An 18,825-nucleotide genomic window follows, 5' to 3' on the forward strand; every position below is an offset into this window, starting at 1 on the left:
AGTACAAGAACGTCAGAGCGAGTTGGCCTCGGACGGCGCCGGCGGGCGCCAGGACAGCAGCCGGTGCTCGAGCTTGCCGATCAGCCACTCGGCGCCGAGCACGATGACCGAGATGACGAGCATCGTGGCGAACACGCCGTTGGGGTCGAAGTTGTTCTGCGCGGTCTTGATGACCAGGCCTAGGCCGCTCTGCGCGCCGAGCACCTCGCCGACCAGCGCACCGACGATGGCGAAACCGAAGGCGCTGTGCAGGCTGGCGATGATCCAGGTGAGCGCGGACGGCACGATGACGTGCCGGGTGATCTGCATCTGCGAGGCGCCGAGCACCTTCGCGTTGGCGAGGATGTTGCGGTCGACCTCACGCACGCCCTGGAAGGCGTTGAAGAAGACGATGAAGAACACCAGCACCGCGGCGAGCAGGATCTTCGGCAGTACGCCGATGCCGAACGCGACGATGAAGATCGAGCCGAGGACGATACGCGGGATCGCGTTGACCATCTTGATGTAGGGGCCGAGCACGTCGGCGAGGAAGCGGCTCTGGCCCAGCGTCACGCCGAAGACCACCCCGGTGACGGCTCCGAGAACGAAGCCGGCGAGCGCCTCCTGGATCGTGGTCCAGATATTGGAGTAGAACGACCCGAACTCGGTGCCGTGCCGGAAGAGGTCGACCAGCCGCTGGGCGATGCCGGACGGCTGACCGAAGAAGAACGGGTCGACGATCCCCCAGGTGGTGAACGCCTGCCAGCCGCCGATGACGAAGACCGCGAGGCCGATGCGGCCCGCCCACACCAGCGCGACGCGCTGCCTGGCGGCGCGCTTGGCGGCGTCCGCGGCCGCGGACGGTGCGCCGCCGTCCTTGACCAAGCCGGCGGGAACTGCGGACGTCGTGCTCATGCCGTACCTCCTGCGGTGCGTGCGTAGGCGCGCTCCACCTCCTCGCGCAGCGTCTCCCAGATCTGGTGCTGAAGTTCGATGAAGCGGGGCTGGAAGCGGATCTCCTGGACCGCACCGCGCGGGCGCGGCAGATCGATGTCGAAGACCGCCTTGACCGAGCCGGGGCTGGACGTCATGACGACGACCCGGTCGGCGAGCGCCACGGCCTCGTCGAGGTCGTGGGTGATGAAGATGACCGACGGACGGATCTGCTCCCACAGGCCGAGCAGCTCGGTCGACATGATCGCCTTGGTCTGCACGTCCAGGGCACCGAACGGCTCGTCCATGATCAGGATCTTGGGTTCGTTGATCAGCGCCGCGGCCATCGCCACGCGCTTGCGCATCCCGCCGGAGAGTTGGTGCGGGTAACGGTCCTCGAACCCCGTCAGGCCCACCCGGCGCAGCCAGTCGCGCGCCGATGCCTGCGCCTGCTGCTTGGGGACGCCGCGGAAGACCGGGCCCATCAGGACGTTGCCGAGGACGGTCTTCCAGGGCAGCAGCGCGTCGGTCTGGAACATGAAGCTGACGCCGTCGGCGACGCCGTCCACTTCACGGCCGCCGACCTCGACCGACCCCTCGCTGGGCCGGTCGAGCCCGGACACCATGCTCAACGTCGTCGACTTGCCGCAGCCGGTCGGGCCCACCACCGCGCAGAACTGGCCCGGCTCCACCGTGAAGGAGACGTCCCGCAGCGCCGTGAACACCTCACCCGCAGGAGTCAGAAACCGTTTGGTGAGTCCTGAAATCTCGACTCGCGCGCTGTCCCGGCCGATTCTCTCGGCGCCTGGGCTCACCGCGACATCGTTTCGCGAAGCCATCTGAGGCCGTCTCCTTTCCTCACCTCGGAGGTCGAGGAAGGCAGACGCTAAAGGCCGCGCAGTGTGACGTCGCTGTTTCACACGTATCTCGCGTTAGTTGTGTTAACAGGGGTTCTGCGCGTTCTGCTCAGCAGGCCGGGGGGTGGGCAGCGAGTCCATGGTGGGACACAATCACGCCACCACGGGTACGGCGCAGGGGCCGGGCCCGGCAGCACGACAAGGGCGTAGGCACCTGTGATGCCCATCCGTATCCGGATCGGCCGCGGCGGGAAGGGGAGGCTCTCCGCGCGGATCCTGGCCAGTCAGCTGGTCATCCTGGCCCTCACCGGAGCCATCGGCTTCGTCCTGTTCGCGTTCGCCCAGCGGGCCGAGATCGACCGCTCCTACGAGCAGCGGGCCCTGGCCATCGCCCAGACCGCGGCCGCCGAGCCGCAGATCCGGCAGGCCATGGAGTACGGCGGTGGCCGCGACATCGTGCAGAGCGTCGCCGAGCGGATCCGCAAGGCGTCGGGGGCGTCTTACGTGGTCGTGATCGACCTGCACGGCATCCGCCATTCGCACCCCGACCCGGCGCTCATCGGCGAGCCCGTGGGCGATCCGATCGTGGTGCTGGACGGCCACACACACGTGGGCTCCGACCAGGGCGCGACCGGGCGGTCCGCCAACGGCAAGGCTCCGCTGTACGGGCCCACGGGCACGCTGGTCGGCGAGGTGTCGGCCGGCCTCCCCGAACGCGATGTGCTCGGCGAGCTGTGGCGGGAGCTGCCCACCTTCGGACTGTACGCCGCGATCGCCGTCGCACTCGGCTCGGCGGCCGCGTTCCTGCTGGCCAGCCGACTGAAGCGGTCGACCTTCGGGCTGGAACTGGAGGAGATCGCCGGATTGCTCCAGGATCGCGAGGCCATGCTCCACGGCGTCCGGGAGGGCGTGATCGCCTTCGATCCCGACGGCCGGATCACCGTGGTCAACGACGAGGCCCGCAAACTGCTCGGCCTCGGCACGGCGCTCGGCCGCGGACTGGAGGAGGTGCTGCCGGACGGGCGGCTGCGCCGCGCCCTGGACGGCACCCTGACCGGCACCGACCTCCGCGTGCTGACCGACGACCACTGCCTGGTGGTCAACCGGATGCCGGTGGCGCTGCACGGCCGCGAACTGGGCGCGGTGGTCACCGTCCGCGACCGCACCGAGCTGATCGGGCTGCTGCGCGAACTGGACTCGGTGCGCGGGCTGACCGACGCCCTGCGTGCCCAGCAGCACGAGTTCACCAACCGTATGCACACCGTGGCCGGGCTGCTGGACATCGGCGACCACGACGCCGCCTTCAAGTACGCCGTCGAGGCGGCCGGTGCCGAACAGGCGCTGACGGAGTCCGTACGCGAACGCATCGGCAGCGCGCTGCTCGTGGGGCTGATCGTCGCCAAGACCACGGTGGCCGCGGAACGCGGGGTACGGGTGGTGCTCAGCGACGACTCCGCGCTCGGTGAGGACCCGCCGCATCTGCGCCGGCTGCTGACCATCGTCGGCAACCTGCTGGACAACGCGATCGACGCCGCGGCCGGCGGAGCGGCCCCGGCGGGCGGGCGCGAGGTCGAGCTCTCCCTGATCGAGGCTGTCGACCGGGTGCTGGTGCGGGTCGCGGACAGCGGCCCGGGGATCCCGCCGGGTGCCGCCGGATCGATCTTCGAGGACGGCTGGTCGACCCGGCCCGACCGGGGCACCGCCCGGCGCGGGCTGGGGCTGGCCCTCGTCCACCGGCTGGCCCAGCAGCACGGCGGCACGATCGAGGTCAGCGAAGGGCCGGGCGCGGTCTTCACCGTCGCGCTCCCGCTGCCGGACACCACCCCGGTACCACGAGACGCACCGTTCACCACGGCCTCGCCGACAGGAGGTGACCGCGCATGATCCGGACCCTGGTGGTGGACGACGATTTCCACATCAGCCACATCCACGGTGACTACGCGTCCCGCGTCGAGGGCTTCGAGGTGGTCGGCCGGGTGGCGACCGTGGCCGAGACGCTGGACGCCGTGCGTACCCTCCATCCCGACCTGCTCCTGCTCGACGTCTTCCTGCCCGACGGCAACGGACTCGACGTGCTGCGCCGGCTCAGCGCGGACGAGGGCGGCGCCCGCCCCGACGCGATCATGATCACCGCCGACAGGGACATCACCTCGGTACGGACCGCCATGAAACTCGGCGCGGTGGGCTACCTGGTCAAGCCGTTCGGCTCCGCAGACCTGGCCGAGCGGCTCACCGCCTACCGCGAACTCCAGCACCGCGTGGACGCCCTCGGCCTGGCCCCCCGAACCGACCAGGCCGACGTGGACGCCCTCTTCAGCGCCGCCCGGCCACCGGCCGTTCCCCGCGTCCCGGCCAAGGGGCACTCCGCACCGACCCTCGCCCTCCTGCACCAAGTCCTCCGCACCGCCCAGGACGCCCTATCCGCCGCCCAGGCCGCCGAACTCACCGGCGTCTCCCGTGCCACGGCACAGCGCTACCTCTCGTACCTCGTACGGGAGGGCATGGTCCGGCTCGAACTTCGCTACGGAACCACCGGCCGTCCCGAACACCGCTACCGGATCGTGCACTGAGGATCAGCCGCAGGTGTGCAGGAAAGAACACGGCCTGGGTTGGCCGGCTGCATTCCGAAAGAAGCAGAACCTAGTGGTCAACTCAACTTGAGGTCACCGCGAGATTCCTGGGAGTGCGCGTGAGACGACGATGCCCGCAGGAATGCTTCCGGCGGGCTGAGGGAGTTGCTCACGGCGGCCGGTGCCGCAGCCAGCGTCGACGACCGTGTCGCCGGGGCGCAGGGCGAGTTGCTCCAGGGCCAGGTGCTTGTAGGTCATCGTGCGCTGGCCGATGAGGCAGAGACGGCGACCGGGGGCGAGGTGGTCAGGGACGTCGCGGTCCTCGGGCCGCGCAGCACCGAGGCCAGCACCCTCGACGGGGCCAGCAGATGGGTCATGTCGAACAGAGCTGTGGCCACGGTCCGGTCGGTGGTCGCCACCTTCAGCAGCCGGTCGGTGTAGCGCTTGCCGAGCCGTGCGGCGAGCGGCAGCGGGCCGTCGGCGGCCCCCGGATACGCCAGGTCGGCGTTGCCCGACAGCCTCCACGCAGCGGGCGATCCGCTTGCGCAGCGGGCCCGCAATGCCACTGGTCGTGGCGACGGCTCTGCCCCTTGGCCTCTGGCTCGGTGGCGAGTTCGGGTCTTGCGTCAGCCTTCCACCTGTCCCCTCACGCGCCGGGACGGTGTGAAGCCGTAGAGGTCGAGGATGCCGGGCGGGTCGGCGAGGCCGGGTCCGCCGTGTTCGATCCAGGTGGTGATGTCGGCGGTGGCGTCGGGGTCGTTGACCAGGCCGAGCCACACGGGCCGGCCTCCCGCCGCGCGGCCGGAGGGTGAGGGCTGTACGACGACGACGTTGGCGTGCTCGCAGGCGTCGAGGCAGTCGGTGACGCGGACGGTCGCGGTGCCGTCGAGCGCCTGGCGGAGGCCGCGCAGCTGTGCGGCGTGGTCGAAGCCGGGGATCTTCGGCGTGCCGCAGCAGCATCCCCGGCACACGGTGACCGTGCACCGCGCCGCCCCGGCGGACGTGGGGGAGGCGGTAGTGGCGGTACGGCGGGAGCGCTTGCTCACGCGGTGTCCTTTCCGGGGTTGGTCCAGGCGGCCTCGCGCAGCAGGCGCAGGCCGTTGAGGCCGACGATGACGGTGGAGCCCTCGTGTCCGGCGACGCCGAGGGGCAGCGGCAGCGTACCGATCAGGTCCCAGGCGACCAGCACGGCGATGAACGTCCCGGCGATGACGAGGTTCTGGATCACCAGGCGGCGGGCGGTGCGGGACAGCCGTACGACGGTGGGGATGGTGGCGAGTTCGTCGCGGACCACGACGGCGTCGGCGGTCTCCAGGGCGAGGTCGGAGCCGGCCTTGCCCATGGCGATGCCGGTGTGCGCGGCGGCCAGGGCGGGAGCGTCGTTCACACCGTCGCCGACGACCAGAACCTTCCGGCCTTCCTGCTCCCAGGCGCGGACGGCTGCCACCTTGTCCTCAGGTAGCAGTCCGGCGCGGACGTCGGTGATGCCGACCTCGGCGGCCAGATGCAGTGCGGCGCGTTCGTTGTCGCCGGTCAGCAGGGTCGGGGTGCGGCCGGTCAGGGCGGTGAGCGCGGCGATGGTCGCGGCGGCGTCGGGGCGCAGCCGGTCGGTGATGCCCAGTACGCCGACTGGGGAGCCGTCCCGCAGGACCACCACCGCGGTGCGTCCGGCGTCTTCCAGTCCTTGTAGGACGGCGTGGGCGCGGCCCGGGTCGGCGGTCAGGAGCCGGTCCGGGGAGCCGACCTGGATGGTGCGGCCCTCGACGGTGGCGGTGACGCCCTGGCCCGGGGTGGAGTCGAAGGCGTCCGCGTCCACGATGTTCAGGTGGCGTTCACGGGCGGCGTCGACGACGGCGCGGGCCAACGGGTGCTCGCTGGGGTGCTCGGCGGAGGCCGCCAGGGCCAGCAGCTCATCCTCACTCAGGCCGCTGCCGGTCAGCGGACGGATGTCGGTGACGCGCGGGGTGCCCTCGGTGAGGGTGCCGGTCTTGTCCACGGCGACGGTGTCGATCTGGCCGAGGCGTTCCATGGCGACGGCGGACTTGGCGAGCACGCCGTGGCGGCCGGCATTGGCGATGGCCGACAGCAGCGGCGGCATCGTGGACAGCACCACCGCGCACGGAGACGCCACGATCATGAAGGTCATCGCGCGCAGCAGCGCCGATTGCAGGTCGTCGCCGAAGAGCAGCGGGACGACGAAGACCGCCAGCGTGGCGGCGACCATGCCGACCGAGTAGCGCTGCTCGATCTTCTCGATGAACAGCTGGGTCGGCGCCTTGGTCTCGGAGGCCTCCTCGACCATCTTCACGATCCGGGCGATCACCGAGTCCGACGGATCCCGCTCCACCCGCACCCGCAGGGCGCCGGTGCCGTTCACCGTACCGGCGAAGACTTCGTCGCCCGCCTCCTTGGTCACCGGCAGCGGCTCGCCGGTGATGGTGGCCTGGTCCACCTCGCTCGCACCGGCCATGACCCGGCCGTCCGCGCCGACCCGCTCACCGGGCCGGACCAGGATCATGTCCCCGACCGCCAGCTGTTCGGCCGGCACACTCTCCTCGCTGCCGTCGGGCAGCAGCCGGGTCGCGGTGGAGGGGGCGAGGTCGAGCAGGCCGCGCACCGAATCTGCGGTTCGTGCGGTCGCGACCGCCTCCAGGGCACCGGAGGTGGCGAAGATGACGATCAGCAGCGCGCCGTCCAGGACCTGGCCGATGGCGGCGGCGCCGAGCGCGGCGACCACCATCAGCAGGTCCACGTCCAGGGTCTTGTCCTTGAGGGCCTTCAGGCCCTCCCAGCCCGGCTCCCAGCCGCCGGTGACGTAGACGGCGGCATACAGGGGTCCCCACAGCCACACCGGGGCGCCGAGGAGGTGCAGCGGGAGGGAGATCAGGAACAGGACCAGGGCCGTCAGCGCCCAGCGTGCCTCGGGCAGCGCCAGGATCCGGGTGCGCCGTCGGGGCGGTGAACCTGCGGCGCGGTGCCCCGGCGGCGCGGGGGCGGTCAGCGTGGAAGTCATCAGACGGGTGCCTTCGATGGGGACGGGGTTCCGACCCCTCCACCGTACAGGAACATCTGAACAGCTATTCATGCGTTCATTCCCGTACGATAGCCCCATGGGTCATGGACAGAAACCTCCCGCGAGCGACTACGCCGCCCCGCGCACCCGGCTGACGCCGGAGAACGCGCCGAAGGTCGCCGAGACCCTCCAGGCCCTCGCCACGCCCTCCCGGCTGCTGATCCTGGCCCGGCTGCGCGAAGGCCCCTGTGCGGCCACCGAACTCGCCGACGCCGTCGGCATGGAACAGTCCGCCTGCTCCCACCAGCTGCGCGTGCTGCGCAACCTGGATCTGGTCACCGGCACCCGCCGGGGCCGCTCCGTCGTCTACGCCCTGCACGACAATCACGTCGCCGGACTGCTCGACCAGGCCCTCTACCACATCGAGCACCTGCACTTGGGCATCACCGACGAGCCCGAGCAAGCACCCGTGCCGGTCGCGATCCCCTGACGGCCGGCTGTCCGGGCAGCCTTCGGACGGCCCCTGGCGGCGTGGAGGGCGGCCACGTCAGGGATTCCCGTCAGGCGCTATCGACGGCGGCGTGCCCGATCCGGGGTGCTGCGCCGTGCGCGGGCGATCAGTGAGCCCCGGGCTGCGGATCGCCTCGGCCCGGGCCCGCGAGGCGCTTGTTGTCGGTGCGCAGCGGCATCGCCGTCACACTCCTCTCGGATGGTGACAGGGGGCCGTCGACACCGACGGCCGCTTCACGAACCGCTCTCACCGTCCATATGTCTCAAACAGGGCATATTGGCCGCGGGTGGGCCACAGAAACCGTGCAGGTGCCCCTTCACCTCATACATCCCCGGGGACCTGCCTGCGGACGCCCGTCAGGCGTGGTGGCCGCCAGCGGATCCATGGGGCACGCCCTCCTCCGCTGCGCCCGGTTGCCGCCCTGTCTCCCGGCTGTTGTCCGCGTGCTCCGCCCGGTCGTCCTGGTGCAGGCGTATCTCGACGTGGCCGTCGGTGATCCGAGTGTCGAAGGCGGGCTGGGGAGCGGTGGCGGGGCCGCGTACGTTCCAGCCGTCGGAGAGGCGGAAGACGCTTCCGTGCCAGGGGCACTGGACGCATCCGTCGGCAATCGTGCCCTCGGACAGCGGTCCGGCGAGGTGGCTGCACCGGTCGGCCAGCGCGTGGACGGTGCCGCCGGTTTCGCGCACGACCAGGACCGGTACGTCGTCCACGCTGCGCCGCACGGGCCGGCCGGGAACTCGTCCACGGTGCCGATCCGGTGCCAGCCCTCCGAGACCACGTGCGGCACCTCTTCGGCGTGGTTGGCGCCGGACGCCTGACGGTAGGCGAGGTGGCCGCCCAGCATGCCGCCGACTCCGACCGCCGTCAGTCCCAGCAGGCCGCAGGCTCGGCCGGCCGCGTGGCGTCCCCTGAGGCGGCAGGTGAGTGAGGTGGCGTACAGCGCGACGGCTGTCACGTTGCTCAGAGCGTGCACCAGGCCCACGCGTTTTTGCTGGCGGTGCAGTTCCGCCCAGTCGACCCAGCCTGCCAGGGCCGCGGGGGCGGCGGCGGTCAGGCCGACGCCGATGAGCACTTCCGCTTCACGGGAACGGCCGGGCCGTAGATCGAGCAGGGCCGCGGACAGCCAGCTGCCGATCGGCACCTGCACCATCAGCGGATGGACGGGGTGGCCCAGCCACCTTCCGTGCAGCGCGTCCCGGCCGCGACCGAGCGGCAGGGCACGCACACCCCGGCCGATCGCGTCGATCACCGCATCGGCCCGGCGGTCTCGTTCCAGGCGGTCCAGCAGCCACAGGACCCGGTTCTGCCGCATCCGACGGCGTGGCGTCGTGGTCATGCGCAGCCGGGTCCCCACCTGCGCATACCGCAAACGGCCGACGAGGCCGGATCAACCCCGGCAACGGCCCCGCATCAGGAGCAGGCGGGCGAGGACCCGCCGTGTTGGGCGGCATGGACTGCCCATTCCTGAGGGAGGGCCACCGGGGTCGCGGAGTGGGTCCGGGTGGGTCCGGGTGGTCCGGTGCTGATGGAGGCCGTGCTGGCCGAAGCGCGCGCACTCGGCCTCAGCCAGGTCCGGTGGCAGACCGCGAGGAGAAGCGACGCTGCTTCCTGTCTGCCGACCAGAAGTCCGTCGTCTGGAAGCCGGTCATCAGACGCGACTGGGATCCGATGACGGGTGCCTGGAAGGGACGACTGGGCTGCTCGTCCTCGGCCTGAGGGGAACGAAGGAGGAAACCGTGCAGCGGCCTGACGAGGAACTGCTGGATTTCGATACCGGCGAGCTGGAGGACTGGGACGAGGAGCGCACACGAGCGGCCCTCGCCGGCGAACACGGCACGCTCTACCGCAACCACCTCGACATCGCCCTGCACCTCGAGCAGTGGGCGGAGGCCGAAAGCCGGCGCACCGACACGGACGCGCGCTACAAGGCGGGCTACACCCAGGCCCTGCGGGACACGGCCGCGTTCCTGCGGCAAACCTGCTCCCTTCCCTGAGCCGGGCGAGGGTTCCGCCCGGACGCCCGGCGTCCTGGCCCTTTCATGATCTGCCCGGCGCCGTTCCGCCCGCCGCGCCGGGCCCCGTGGTTTCCTTCGATCGTGCGCGGGGGACCCGACGCCCGTGGTGGCATACGGAGCAGAGCAGCGGGTGGGCCTGCCGGTGCTGCGGGCGGGCTGGCTGACGCAGACGTTCGTCCACTGGCCGTTCCGGCCTGACGCGGTCCAGGCGCTCCTGCCCGGGGGACTGGTCGTGGACGAGTACGAGGGGGCCGCCTGGGTGGGGCTCACCCCCTTCGTCATGGCGGACGTGCGACCACCCGGTGTTCCCGCCTCGCTGCCCGGCCTGCCGACGTTCGTGGAGACCAACCTGCGCACGTACGTACGGCACCGTGACGGCCGGGACGGGCTCTGGTTCCTGTCCATCGAGGTCGCCTTCCCTCCGATGGTGGCGGCCCGCGCCATCGGCGCACCGTACAACCCGGGCACCCTCCGCGTGTCCACGGACGGGGACACCGTCTCGTACTCCGGTTCCCGATGGATCGGTGACGCCTCCTACCGCCTGGTCGTCCGGCCTGGCGACCCGATCGAGCCGACGGAGCGGGACGTGTGGCTGACCTCGCGCTGGCGGGCGTACACCCGCAGGCTCGGCATGCTCTGGGAGACACCCGTCGAGCACGAGCCGTGGCCGCTGGCCGATGCCGGCGTCGATGTACTGGAGGAGACGCTGACCGCCGCGGCGGGCCTCCGGGAAGCCCCCCTCGGCGAGCCCCTGGCACACTTCTCGGAAGGAGTCAGGTATGTACGGCTCGGGCCCTCCAGGCCGTGTGTCCGGGAGCGCGTCTGCCAGCCTTCCTGACTCCCCCTGCCGGAATTCCGGCGCCGTCACGCGACGCCCGCGCGTGCGCTTCGACGGCTGGATCGCGGGCATGGGCACCTCCTCCGGCACACGGATCGTGGTCGGACACTGGCAGGGGTCACCCTTCGGAGCGTTCAGTGACGTGATGCTGGAGCGGGCCGACGGGGACAGATTGCTGCTCGCCCCCACGCGGGAGACAGCGGACTTCATCAGCGGCACCTACGTCTTCGACACGGTCCGTGTCGTCCCGGTCGAGGTGAGTGTCACGGACTACGCCTGGACGGTCACCGCCGGGCCACTCGACCTGCGTTTCACCACCGGCCGGCGAGGGCTTGTGGGCTACGCGCTGCGGACCGTGCCCGGCGCGCTCGCCCGCCGTCCGGCATGGAGCGCGCTGACGGACCGGCCCGCCCGCCTGCTGCTGCCCGGCGTGCGCACCCGCGGCAGCGCCGGCCGGGGTCGCCGGGCATGGTACGGCGCCCGGGACCTGCTGCCGATCCATGCCGCCTCGGCCCACTACGGGGGCGTGGACCTCGGGGCGATGGCACCGGTCGAGCCGCCCGTGCGCTTCGGGTTCGGTTCGGCGCCGAGGAACCCCTCCGTCACCCGGGTCACGACGACGGTCGAACTCGGCACGGAGTGAGGGCGCCTGGGCAGGGGTGCCCGGCCGGAACCTACGGAGGGATGTCCCTTGAGCAGAACCGGAGTGCGGGGGCCCGCCCACGCGCTCGCGGTCGCGCACGGTGCCTTCAACATCGTGGGTGTGCGCGAGGCCGGGCCGCAGCGCCCTGCTGCGGAAGGCGTCGGTGACGCAGTCATCCAGCAACTGCTCGGCCAGAGCGCCAAGAAGCAGAGCGCATCGTCCGGGCTCACACCTTCGCCAAGGGGATGGAGATTGCCGGGGATTTGCCGGACGCGCAGTGGGCGGTGCTGGGTGGCGCCGCTCCGGGCGAGCGGCGGTACGGGCGGCTCCGCACGGCCGTCGGCTTCGTCTGCCTCGGCAGGCGGCGAGCAGGGCATGGTCGATCTCGTCGGCGGAGGGGACCGGGCGGTGACGTGCGGGAGCTGCGGACTCGGCCTCGGGGGGCGTCGTTCCCGCCATTCACCCCGGAAGTCTGCGCGCGGAAATGTCGCGTAGGTCATGATACGACGCACGCCCGTTCGTATTCGGACTCTGGGAGCGCCCGTGTCGCGAAACGTTTCGTCGTCGTCCGTGCTCATCGAGAACCCGTCCGTGAAGTTCTCCAGCGCCCCCGAGCGCCCGCCCCTGCGCCACCTGGGCAGGCCCTCGCTGCGCCGCTCCGCCTCCGGCACCTGGCGCCGCGCCCGCGGGGAGATGCCCCGCGTTCTCCTCCTCGTCCCCTCCTACACCCGCGTCGTCGAACCCTCGCCCGAGCGCAGCAGCTTCCGCACCCTCGGCCTGGACACCTTCGAGGTGATGAAGCGCGCCGGGACCCCGATCGGCCTCTTACGCATCGCCGCAGGCGCCCGCCTCGCCGGGTTCGACGTCCGCATCGTCGACTCGCCCTTCGCCGGCTGGGAGCAGGAGCGCCGGGTCGTCGACCTCGGCGGCGGCAGCAGCCTCGTCCGCTACGGCCTCGACGACGCTCAACTGCGCGCCCTGATCGAGGACTTCGACCCGGACATCGTCGGCGTGCAGTGCATCTACACCGTGCAGTGGGGCAACGCCCGCGCCCTCGCCGACCTGGTCAAGGACATCGACCCGGCGATCGTGACCGTCACCGGCGGCGCCCATCCAAGCGGCGACTGGCAGTACGCCGTACCGGACTCGCCGTTCGACCACGTCGTCATCAACGAGGCCGACCAGACCTTCACCGCCCTGCTCCAGGCGCTCACCGAGCCGGACGGCGACATCGACGCCGTCCCCGGGATCGCCTACCGGCGGGCCGACGGCGCCGTGGTGCGCACCACCGCCCGGTCGCCGTACATGCGGATCCTGCCCAAGCGGCAGGGCCTGGACGAGCGGCTCGGCATGATGCCGCTGCCCGACTTCGGCATGCTCGACATGCGCCAGTACGAGCAGCCGTACCACTCCTCGGGCAAGCGGGTGCGCGACCACGGCTCCTGGGCGCAGATCTTCTCCACCATCGGCTGCAACGTCGGCTGCGACTTCTGCTACATCCCCATGGTGAACGGCCCCTGGCGGGCGCTGGGCACCGACTGGTTCGACCTGCACCTCGCCGAGATCCGCAAGCACGGCGTCACCGAGGTCCTCATCGAGGACGACCACCTCCTGCACGACCCGCTGTACGCGATGCGCGTCTTCGAGCTGCTGCGCAAGCACGACCTGCCGTGGGTCGAGGAGGGCGGCCTGAGCCTGTTCAACCTGGTGCTGCTGCACCTGGGCGAGAGGTTCGCCGCCGACATGGACGACGCCGAGCGGCGCAACCCCAACTTCCGCAACGTCCTCGCGGCGATGCGCTCCGGACTCACCTGCCGGGACCTGATCAAGGCGATGGCCGACGGCGGCTGCTACAGCGTCTACCTGGCCGTGGAGAGCGCCAACGAGGACAGCCTCGTCGAGTCCGGCAAGCCCCGCCTCAACGCCTTTCAGCAGGCTACCGGCGAGATCGTGGAGATGTTCACCGAGTACGGCATCCAGGTCACTGGCGGTTTTATGCTCGGCTTCGTCAACCCGCCCGAACAACGGGGCGGCGAGCCGTACATCGAGTCGCTGGAGCAGATCGAGAAGACCATCGACTACGCGGTCACGCTCATGGGCCACGGCATGGCCTACGCCAACCCGTTCATCGTCACGCCCCTGCCGGGCACGAAGATGTGGAACTTCCAGAAGGACTACGTCGTACGCCACTACGACAACGGCTGGTCCCACGAGAAGGCGACCATGGCCACGGACAAGTGGAGCGCCGAGGACATCGAGCGGATGCGGCTGGAGCTGCTGGTGCGGGCCAACGGCCCCGACAAGGTGACCGAAATGGTCCGCCGGGGCACCTGGCCGGTGGACGCATGAGACTCAGCCGGTTTCCCGGCTGCGGCGGCGGGCCGTGCGCAGCATCTCCGCCGAGGCCAGCATGGCACCTCCGGTGATCAGCACACAGGCGACGGCGACGGGCCAGCTCGCGTCGGCCCGTCCCGTCGCCACCAGCAGCCCCGTGGACAGCAGTGGGGCGAAGTACGACAAGGTGCCCAGCAGCCGGATGTCCCCGTGCTTGGTGCCGTGGTCCCACACGTAGAAGGCGCCGCCGACCGGCCCGAGCCCGAGGGCGAGCACCGCGGCCCACTGCCAGCCCTCGGGCCGCACGGTCGTCTCGAACAGCACATGGCACACGGCTGCGAGCAGGGCCGTGGCCAGGCAGAACAGGGCGACCAGGTCCGTCGGCACCTGCGGATAACGGCGGTTGGCCACGGAGTACGCCGACCACACCAGCGCGCAGACGCCCGCGGCGCCGTACCCCAGCAGGTACTCGGTTCTGAAATGCACTCCCTGCCCGCCGGTGACGAGCAGGAAGGTCCCGGCGAGCCCGAGCAGCGCCCCCGCCGTGTGCCACCAGCGCAGCCGCTCGTCGGGCAACAGCGCGGAGAACACCACGATCAGCAGCGGCCAAAGGTAGGCGATGAGTCCGGCGTCCACGGCGGGGGCGTTGCGCAGGGCGAGGAAGTAGAAGAAGTGGTAGCCGAACAGGCCGCCGATGCCCAGCGCCCAGGCCTCGGCGGGCAGTCCGCGCAGGGCGGTGCCGTGGCCGCGCAGCACCCGGGGCAGTCCGAGGAGGCCGCCCACCGCGAACGCCATCGCGGTCAGCTGGAAGGGCGGTATCCGTCCGGTCGACGTGGTGAACAGCGCCAGCGACGCCCACAGCAGCACGGCCGCGGCGCCCAGGCCGGTGGCCCTGAGCCGGCGCGCCTGATCCTCCACGAGCTCTCCCGTCACTCCCTGGTCGGTCACCGGGGCATCGTAAGGATGTGCGTCACACCCGCCCGCGCTTTCCGGACAGGGGAGTTGGCGTCTGCGGGCGGGGCGACCGGCGTCTGACTCGGCTCGTCGAGCGCCACGCCCCGCAACTGCTCATACCGGTGGGCATCGGCCCGGACAGCGCCGTCACTCTGCTGATCACCATGGGAGACAACCCCGAGCGGCTGAACACCGAGGCGTCCTTCGCCGCTTTGTGTGTAGTCAGTCCCCATCGAGTACTCCTCGGGCCGTCGGAGCTCGCGTCGGCTCGACCACGGGGGCGACCGGCAGGCGAACGCGGCCCTGCACCGCATGGTGTTCACTCGGCTGCGCTTCGATTCCCGCACCCAGGCGTACTGCGAACGCCGCACCCAGGAGGGCAAGACCCGAGGTGAGATCATCCGATGCCTCAAGCGGTATGCCGCCCGAGAGGTCTTCAACCTGGTCAGGACGGTATCTCGACCCCACCACAGGGGAGTCCGTGGCGAGCGTGGACACCACGGAACGGGACGCGGTGGTGGACCACAGCGTCGACGTGGTCGGCAGCGGACAGGTACCACGCCACAACCAGGGCCGGTCACTTTGGTCGGCAGTGTCCGGACGGTTTTCGGCGTGGCTGTGCTCTCCCGCCTCCTCTGGCCAGTCCGGTAATGATCTACCCAAGACCTGCATATGCGTATATGGAACGCGCATACGATCCGGCATGTGAACAGAGCTGCGAAGATCGGCCTTGCTGGTACGTGCACGGCGCTGGTCGTCCTGGGCGGAATCGGCGCCTACAACCTCGTGCATGCCATGACCTCCGGTCCCAGGGGTGACGCCCAGGCCAAGGCGGCGCGCACGTTCGACCCGTCGGCCGTGTCGAGTACGCCGCCGACGGACGCCGAAGCCGTCAAACTGACCCGCGCGTTCCTGGACAACTGGTCCAAGCAGCAGCTCGGCGGCGCGGCGGGCGACACCGACCTGCCGGACGCGGCCGCACAGGCACTGCGGGGATACGCGGATGGCCTGCACCTGAACAAGCTGTCGTTCGCACACCTCCGCTCGGAGGGGCCCTCGACGGTCACGCCCGGCGCCACCAAGGTCACCTTCGACGTCACCGCCCAGGTCGCGGATGGCGCCTGGCGCTACCCGAGCGCGGTGGCGGTACGCAAGAGCACCGACGGCGTGCTGGCGGTGCACTGGAACAACTCGGTGCTCTACCCAGGCCTGGGCGACGACCAGTCGCTGACCGCGGGCAAGCTGCCGGCCGACGCGACCACGGTGAAGGTGGTCGCCGGCGACGGAAAGACGAACTTGTCGAACTTCGCGTCCCTGCGGGACATCACGGCGACGATCCGCAAGAACGCCAAGCCCACCGGCGGGACCCCCGGTACGGGTGTGGCCGTGGTCGATGGCACCGGCGCGGGCGTCAGGACGCTGAAGGTCTTCTCCAAGGGGCGGGCTGCCGTCGTCAGGACCACGATCGACGCCCGTCTTCAGGCGGTGGCCGAGACCGCGGTGAAGGACGCTCATCTACAGGGCAAGCCCGCCGGGACGGTAGCGCTCGACTGGAGAACCGGCCACATCCTCGCGATCGCGCACACGGGTGCGGACGGCGACATCGCCATCAACGGCATCAAGTCGCCGGGCTCCACCATGAAGATCATTACCTCGGCGGCCCTGTTCGACCAGGCGGGTCTCACCCCGGACAGCCCCGCGCCCTGTACGGACTCGCTCATGGCCAACAGCCAGACGTTCCACAACGATCCTGGGGTGAGGGCCAACCCCGGCTCCACGGTCGCCCAGGCGTTCGCCGTCTCCTGCAACACCTCCTTCATCAAGGACGGCTTCCACTACCTCGTGCACGACGGCGATGCCTCCGCCCTGCACGACGAGGCGGTGAACGTCTTCGGCATGGGCAGTTGGTCCATCGGCGGCGGCGTCGCCACCACCAACCCGAGCATCCCGCCGGACGTGCAGGGCGGCGACCAGGCGGCCCAGTTCATCGGCCAGGGCAAGGTCACGGCCACACCGCTGTTCATGGCCTCGGTGGCGGCCACCGTGCGAGGCGTCGGCTTCGAACAGCCGATCATCCTGACCGGACAGCACCAGCAGACCGCACCCCACCCCATCTCCGCCCGCACGGCCGGCTACCTGCAGTCGATGATGCGCGGCGTGGCCACCAGCGGCACCGCCGCACCCCGGCTGGGCGGACTGGCGGGCGTCGGCGCCAAGACGGGCACCGCGGAGGAAGGCGACCACACCAACGGCTGGCTGACCGCCTACGACTCCCGCATCGCCGTCTCGTCCCTGGTCGAAGGCGGCAGCTCCGGCGTGGACTCCGCCGGATACGTCGTCCGCCACCTGCTGACCGGGAAGTAGCCCACGACAATGTGAGTGAGGCACTGCGCGCTCCTCCGCCCGCCGGATGATCAGGTCTCCCTCACCGGCGTGGAGGGTGTGTCGTTCGCGCAGGACTCCCACATCAACAAGAACACGTCCGCCGAGCTCGACCAGGAGATCGACGTCTACCGAGGCACGACGGCCGCGGACGTGATGAAGGACGTGGCGAAGGTTGTGGCCGCGTGCCCGAGCTACACGGACTCCGACACCCACAGCACAGTGAAGGTCACCGGCACCTCCACGACCGGGCTCGCAGACGAGGCATACACCATCACGCTCACCGACAGCGCCTGGGAGAGCGGCACCACGCTGATCGCCGCCCGCGTGGGAACGGCCGTCCTCAGCGTGCTGTCCACCGAGGGCAGCGACAACGGTGCCGCGAGCGCGAAGAAGCTCGCGGAGCACGTCCTGGCCTCTGTGAAGAGCAGGAGTGGTTCGGCCGGCCAGAGCTGACCAGCGCGGGACGCCGTCCGGTGAACCGGGAGGGAACTCTTGGTCATGGGTTCCTTTGGACGGCTGTTCGGGCGGAGCCCGCTGCCTAGCATGAGGCGGTCACGTACGGTACGACCCGGGAGGCCGGGATGGTGTTGTCCGGCCTCAGGTGGAGGTCGCCGCGTCTGTGGGGTGTCGTCGGGCTCACCCTCGTGTGCTTGGCGGCCGGGGTGCTGGCCCTCTCGCACGGTGGTCGCCAGGCCCGCGCCGCCTCGGACGGGTTGCCGCACACGACCGTGGAGGTGTCACCGGGCCGCTGTGGCCGCGGCTGGGACCATCCGGTGTCCGGTGTACAGGTCTTCGAGGTGCACAACACCTCCGACGGGCCCGCCGAGGTCTACCTGGAGGACCCGAAGAGCCAGGTCGTGTACGGCGAACTGGAGGACATCGGCCCCGGCACGACGCGCCCGCTGACCGTGCGCCTCGGCAAGGGGGCGTACGCCTTCAAGTGCGTGCCCGACGACGCCGACGCGGTCACCGGACCCACCGTCCGCATCACCAGCGGCCGCAGTGGCCCTGCGGTGGCCCCGGTCACCGAGCACGACCTGATCCCGCCCGCGCTCGCCTACCAGAAGTGGGTCGGCGGCGGACTCGACCAGGTCCTGCGGCTGACGTCGATGCTGCGGGAGGCGATCGACCGCGGCGACCTGGCCGGGGCCCGCGCCGCCTGGCTGCCGGCGCATCTGGAGTACGAGCGGCTCGGTGCCGCGTACGACGCGTTCGGCGACGCCGACGGGGAGATCAACGGCACGGACGCGGGCCTTCCAGGCGGCGTCCACGACAAGGACCTCACCGGCTTCCACCGCATCGAGTACGGGCTGTGGCACGGTCAGTCGGCCGCCGACCTGCGTGTCCCGGCGGCCGGCCTGGTGAAGGCTGTCACCGCGCTGCGCGACACCTGGGCGCAGGCCCGCATGGACCCGGCTCAACTCGGGCTGCGGGCGCACGAGATCCTGGAGAACACCGTGCAGTTCGAGCTCACCGGGCGCACCGACTACGGCAGCGGCAGCAACCTCGCCACGGCCCGCGCCAACCTCGACGGCACCCGGCAGGTGCTGTCCCGCCTGCGGCCCCTGCTCGCCACCCGGTACGGCGGACTGACCCGACTGGAGAAGGAGTTGGCCGCCGCGCAGGAGACTCTCGACGGCTTTCGCCACGGGGACGAGTGGACGCCTCTGGCGCGCTTGAGCCGTTCGCAGCGGGAGAGCGTCGACGCGGTCCTCGACGACCTGGTGGAACGGCTGGCGTCGGTCGCGACCCTGTGCGATCCGCGGAGGACGGTGTGAGTACGGCAGAGCAGG

19 protein-coding genes and 1 pseudogene are annotated in these 18,825 nt (G+C 70.8%); 12 read left to right on the forward strand and 8 right to left on the reverse strand.

The annotated features are described in order from the left end of the window. Positions 1-12: 12 nt before the first annotated feature. Together V8690_RS34805 and V8690_RS34810 are read right to left on the reverse strand one after the other, a co-directional pair. Positions 13-894, reverse strand: coding sequence for an ABC transporter permease (locus tag V8690_RS34805; RefSeq protein WP_338784041.1), 882 nt, complete (start codon positions 892-894; stop codon positions 13-15). After that, positions 891-1,751: an ABC transporter ATP-binding protein gene (locus V8690_RS34810; protein WP_338784042.1), complete on the reverse strand. Its 861-nt coding sequence runs from the start codon at positions 1,749-1,751 to the stop codon at positions 891-893. The genes V8690_RS34805 and V8690_RS34810 overlap by 4 nt, the downstream gene beginning before the upstream one ends. Before the next feature lie 237 nt (positions 1,752-1,988). On the opposite strand from V8690_RS34810, the gene V8690_RS34815 reads away from it, so the two are divergent. Together V8690_RS34815 and V8690_RS34820 are read left to right on the forward strand one after the other, a co-directional pair. Continuing rightward, the gene (locus V8690_RS34815; protein WP_338784043.1) at positions 1,989-3,653 is read left to right on the forward strand and encodes a sensor histidine kinase; all 1,665 of its coding nucleotides are present in this window, start codon (positions 1,989-1,991) and stop codon (positions 3,651-3,653) included. Next, complete coding sequence (locus V8690_RS34820) at positions 3,650-4,339, forward strand: response regulator (protein WP_338784044.1); 690 nt, start codon at positions 3,650-3,652, stop codon at positions 4,337-4,339. Before V8690_RS34815 ends, V8690_RS34820 begins: the two co-directional genes overlap by 4 nt. 93 nt (positions 4,340-4,432) lie before the next feature. Here V8690_RS34820 and V8690_RS34825 read toward each other — a convergent pair whose 3' ends face one another. The 4 genes from V8690_RS34825 to V8690_RS34840 are packed head-to-tail and all read right to left on the reverse strand — an operon-like array spanning position 4,433 to position 7,352. Further along, positions 4,433-4,597, reverse strand: coding sequence for a hypothetical protein (locus V8690_RS34825; protein ID WP_338784045.1), 165 nt, complete (start codon positions 4,595-4,597; stop codon positions 4,433-4,435). Next, positions 4,594-4,905, reverse strand: a complete 312-nt coding sequence (locus V8690_RS34830) for a hypothetical protein (RefSeq protein ID WP_338784046.1) — start codon at positions 4,903-4,905, stop codon at positions 4,594-4,596. Before V8690_RS34830 ends, V8690_RS34825 begins: the two co-directional genes overlap by 4 nt. 60 nt (positions 4,906-4,965) lie before the next feature. Next, the gene (locus tag V8690_RS34835; protein ID WP_338784047.1) at positions 4,966-5,385 is read right to left on the reverse strand and encodes a (2Fe-2S) ferredoxin domain-containing protein; all 420 of its coding nucleotides are present in this window, start codon (positions 5,383-5,385) and stop codon (positions 4,966-4,968) included. After that, entirely contained in the window at positions 5,382-7,352 is a 1,971-nt protein-coding gene (locus V8690_RS34840; protein ID WP_338784048.1) for a heavy metal translocating P-type ATPase, read from the reverse strand. Before V8690_RS34840 ends, V8690_RS34835 begins: the two co-directional genes overlap by 4 nt. 97 nt (positions 7,353-7,449) lie before the next feature. Between V8690_RS34840 and V8690_RS34845 the strand changes: the two genes are divergently transcribed. Beyond that, the gene (locus V8690_RS34845) at positions 7,450-7,842 is read left to right on the forward strand and encodes a metalloregulator ArsR/SmtB family transcription factor (RefSeq protein ID WP_338784049.1); all 393 of its coding nucleotides are present in this window, start codon (positions 7,450-7,452) and stop codon (positions 7,840-7,842) included. Positions 7,843-8,219: 377 nt separating this feature from the next. On the opposite strand, the pseudogene V8690_RS34850 reads toward V8690_RS34845, so the two are convergent. Continuing rightward, a pseudogene (locus V8690_RS34850) lies at positions 8,220-9,112 on the reverse strand (Rieske 2Fe-2S domain-containing protein). On the opposite strand from V8690_RS34850, the gene V8690_RS34855 reads away from it, so the two are divergent. The 5 genes from V8690_RS34855 (at position 9,020) to V8690_RS34875 (ending at position 13,708) form a co-directional block, all read left to right on the forward strand. Next, positions 9,020-9,331 carry a hypothetical protein gene (locus tag V8690_RS34855; RefSeq protein WP_338785684.1) on the forward strand — a complete coding sequence of 104 codons (312 nt, stop codon included), beginning with the start codon at positions 9,020-9,022 and terminating at the stop codon, positions 9,329-9,331. The pseudogene V8690_RS34850 and the gene V8690_RS34855 overlap by 93 nt on opposite strands. A 268-nt stretch (positions 9,332-9,599) precedes the next feature. Beyond that, entirely contained in the window at positions 9,600-9,857 is a 258-nt protein-coding gene (locus V8690_RS34860) for a hypothetical protein (RefSeq protein ID WP_338784050.1), read from the forward strand. 124 nt (positions 9,858-9,981) lie between these two features. Further along, positions 9,982-10,716 carry a DUF2071 domain-containing protein gene (locus V8690_RS34865; protein WP_338784051.1) on the forward strand — a complete coding sequence of 245 codons (735 nt, stop codon included), beginning with the start codon at positions 9,982-9,984 and terminating at the stop codon, positions 10,714-10,716. Positions 10,717-10,786: 70 nt separating this feature from the next. Then, entirely contained in the window at positions 10,787-11,359 is a 573-nt protein-coding gene (locus tag V8690_RS34870; protein ID WP_338784052.1) for a hypothetical protein, read from the forward strand. Positions 11,360-11,902: 543 nt separating this feature from the next. Further along, a complete protein-coding gene (locus V8690_RS34875) occupies positions 11,903-13,708 on the forward strand; it encodes a radical SAM protein (protein WP_338784054.1) in 1,806 nt (601 codons plus the stop codon). A gap of 3 nt (positions 13,709-13,711) precedes the next feature. On the opposite strand, the gene V8690_RS34880 is transcribed toward V8690_RS34875, so the two are convergent. Then, a complete protein-coding gene (locus tag V8690_RS34880) occupies positions 13,712-14,641 on the reverse strand; it encodes an EamA family transporter (protein WP_338784055.1) in 930 nt (309 codons plus the stop codon). Between the two features lie 237 nt (positions 14,642-14,878). On the opposite strand from V8690_RS34880, the gene V8690_RS34885 reads away from it, so the two are divergent. From V8690_RS34885 to V8690_RS34900, 4 genes are all read left to right on the forward strand, one after another. Continuing rightward, the gene (locus tag V8690_RS34885; protein WP_338785555.1) at positions 14,879-15,298 is read left to right on the forward strand and encodes a hypothetical protein; all 420 of its coding nucleotides are present in this window, start codon (positions 14,879-14,881) and stop codon (positions 15,296-15,298) included. 54 nt (positions 15,299-15,352) lie between these two features. Beyond that, complete coding sequence (locus tag V8690_RS34890) at positions 15,353-17,011, forward strand: penicillin-binding transpeptidase domain-containing protein (RefSeq protein ID WP_338784056.1); 1,659 nt, start codon at positions 15,353-15,355, stop codon at positions 17,009-17,011. Positions 17,012-17,026: 15 nt separating this feature from the next. Then, positions 17,027-17,485, forward strand: a complete 459-nt coding sequence (locus V8690_RS34895; protein WP_338784057.1) for a hypothetical protein — start codon at positions 17,027-17,029, stop codon at positions 17,483-17,485. Between the two features lie 128 nt (positions 17,486-17,613). Next, positions 17,614-18,810, forward strand: coding sequence for an EfeM/EfeO family lipoprotein (locus V8690_RS34900; protein WP_338784058.1), 1,197 nt, complete (start codon positions 17,614-17,616; stop codon positions 18,808-18,810). Positions 18,811-18,825: the final 15 nt, after the last annotated feature.

Origin of the sequence: Streptomyces sp. DG1A-41, from assembly GCF_037055355.1 — a bacterium.
In the GTDB taxonomy this organism is placed as follows: Bacteria; Actinomycetota; Actinomycetes; order Streptomycetales; family Streptomycetaceae; genus Streptomyces.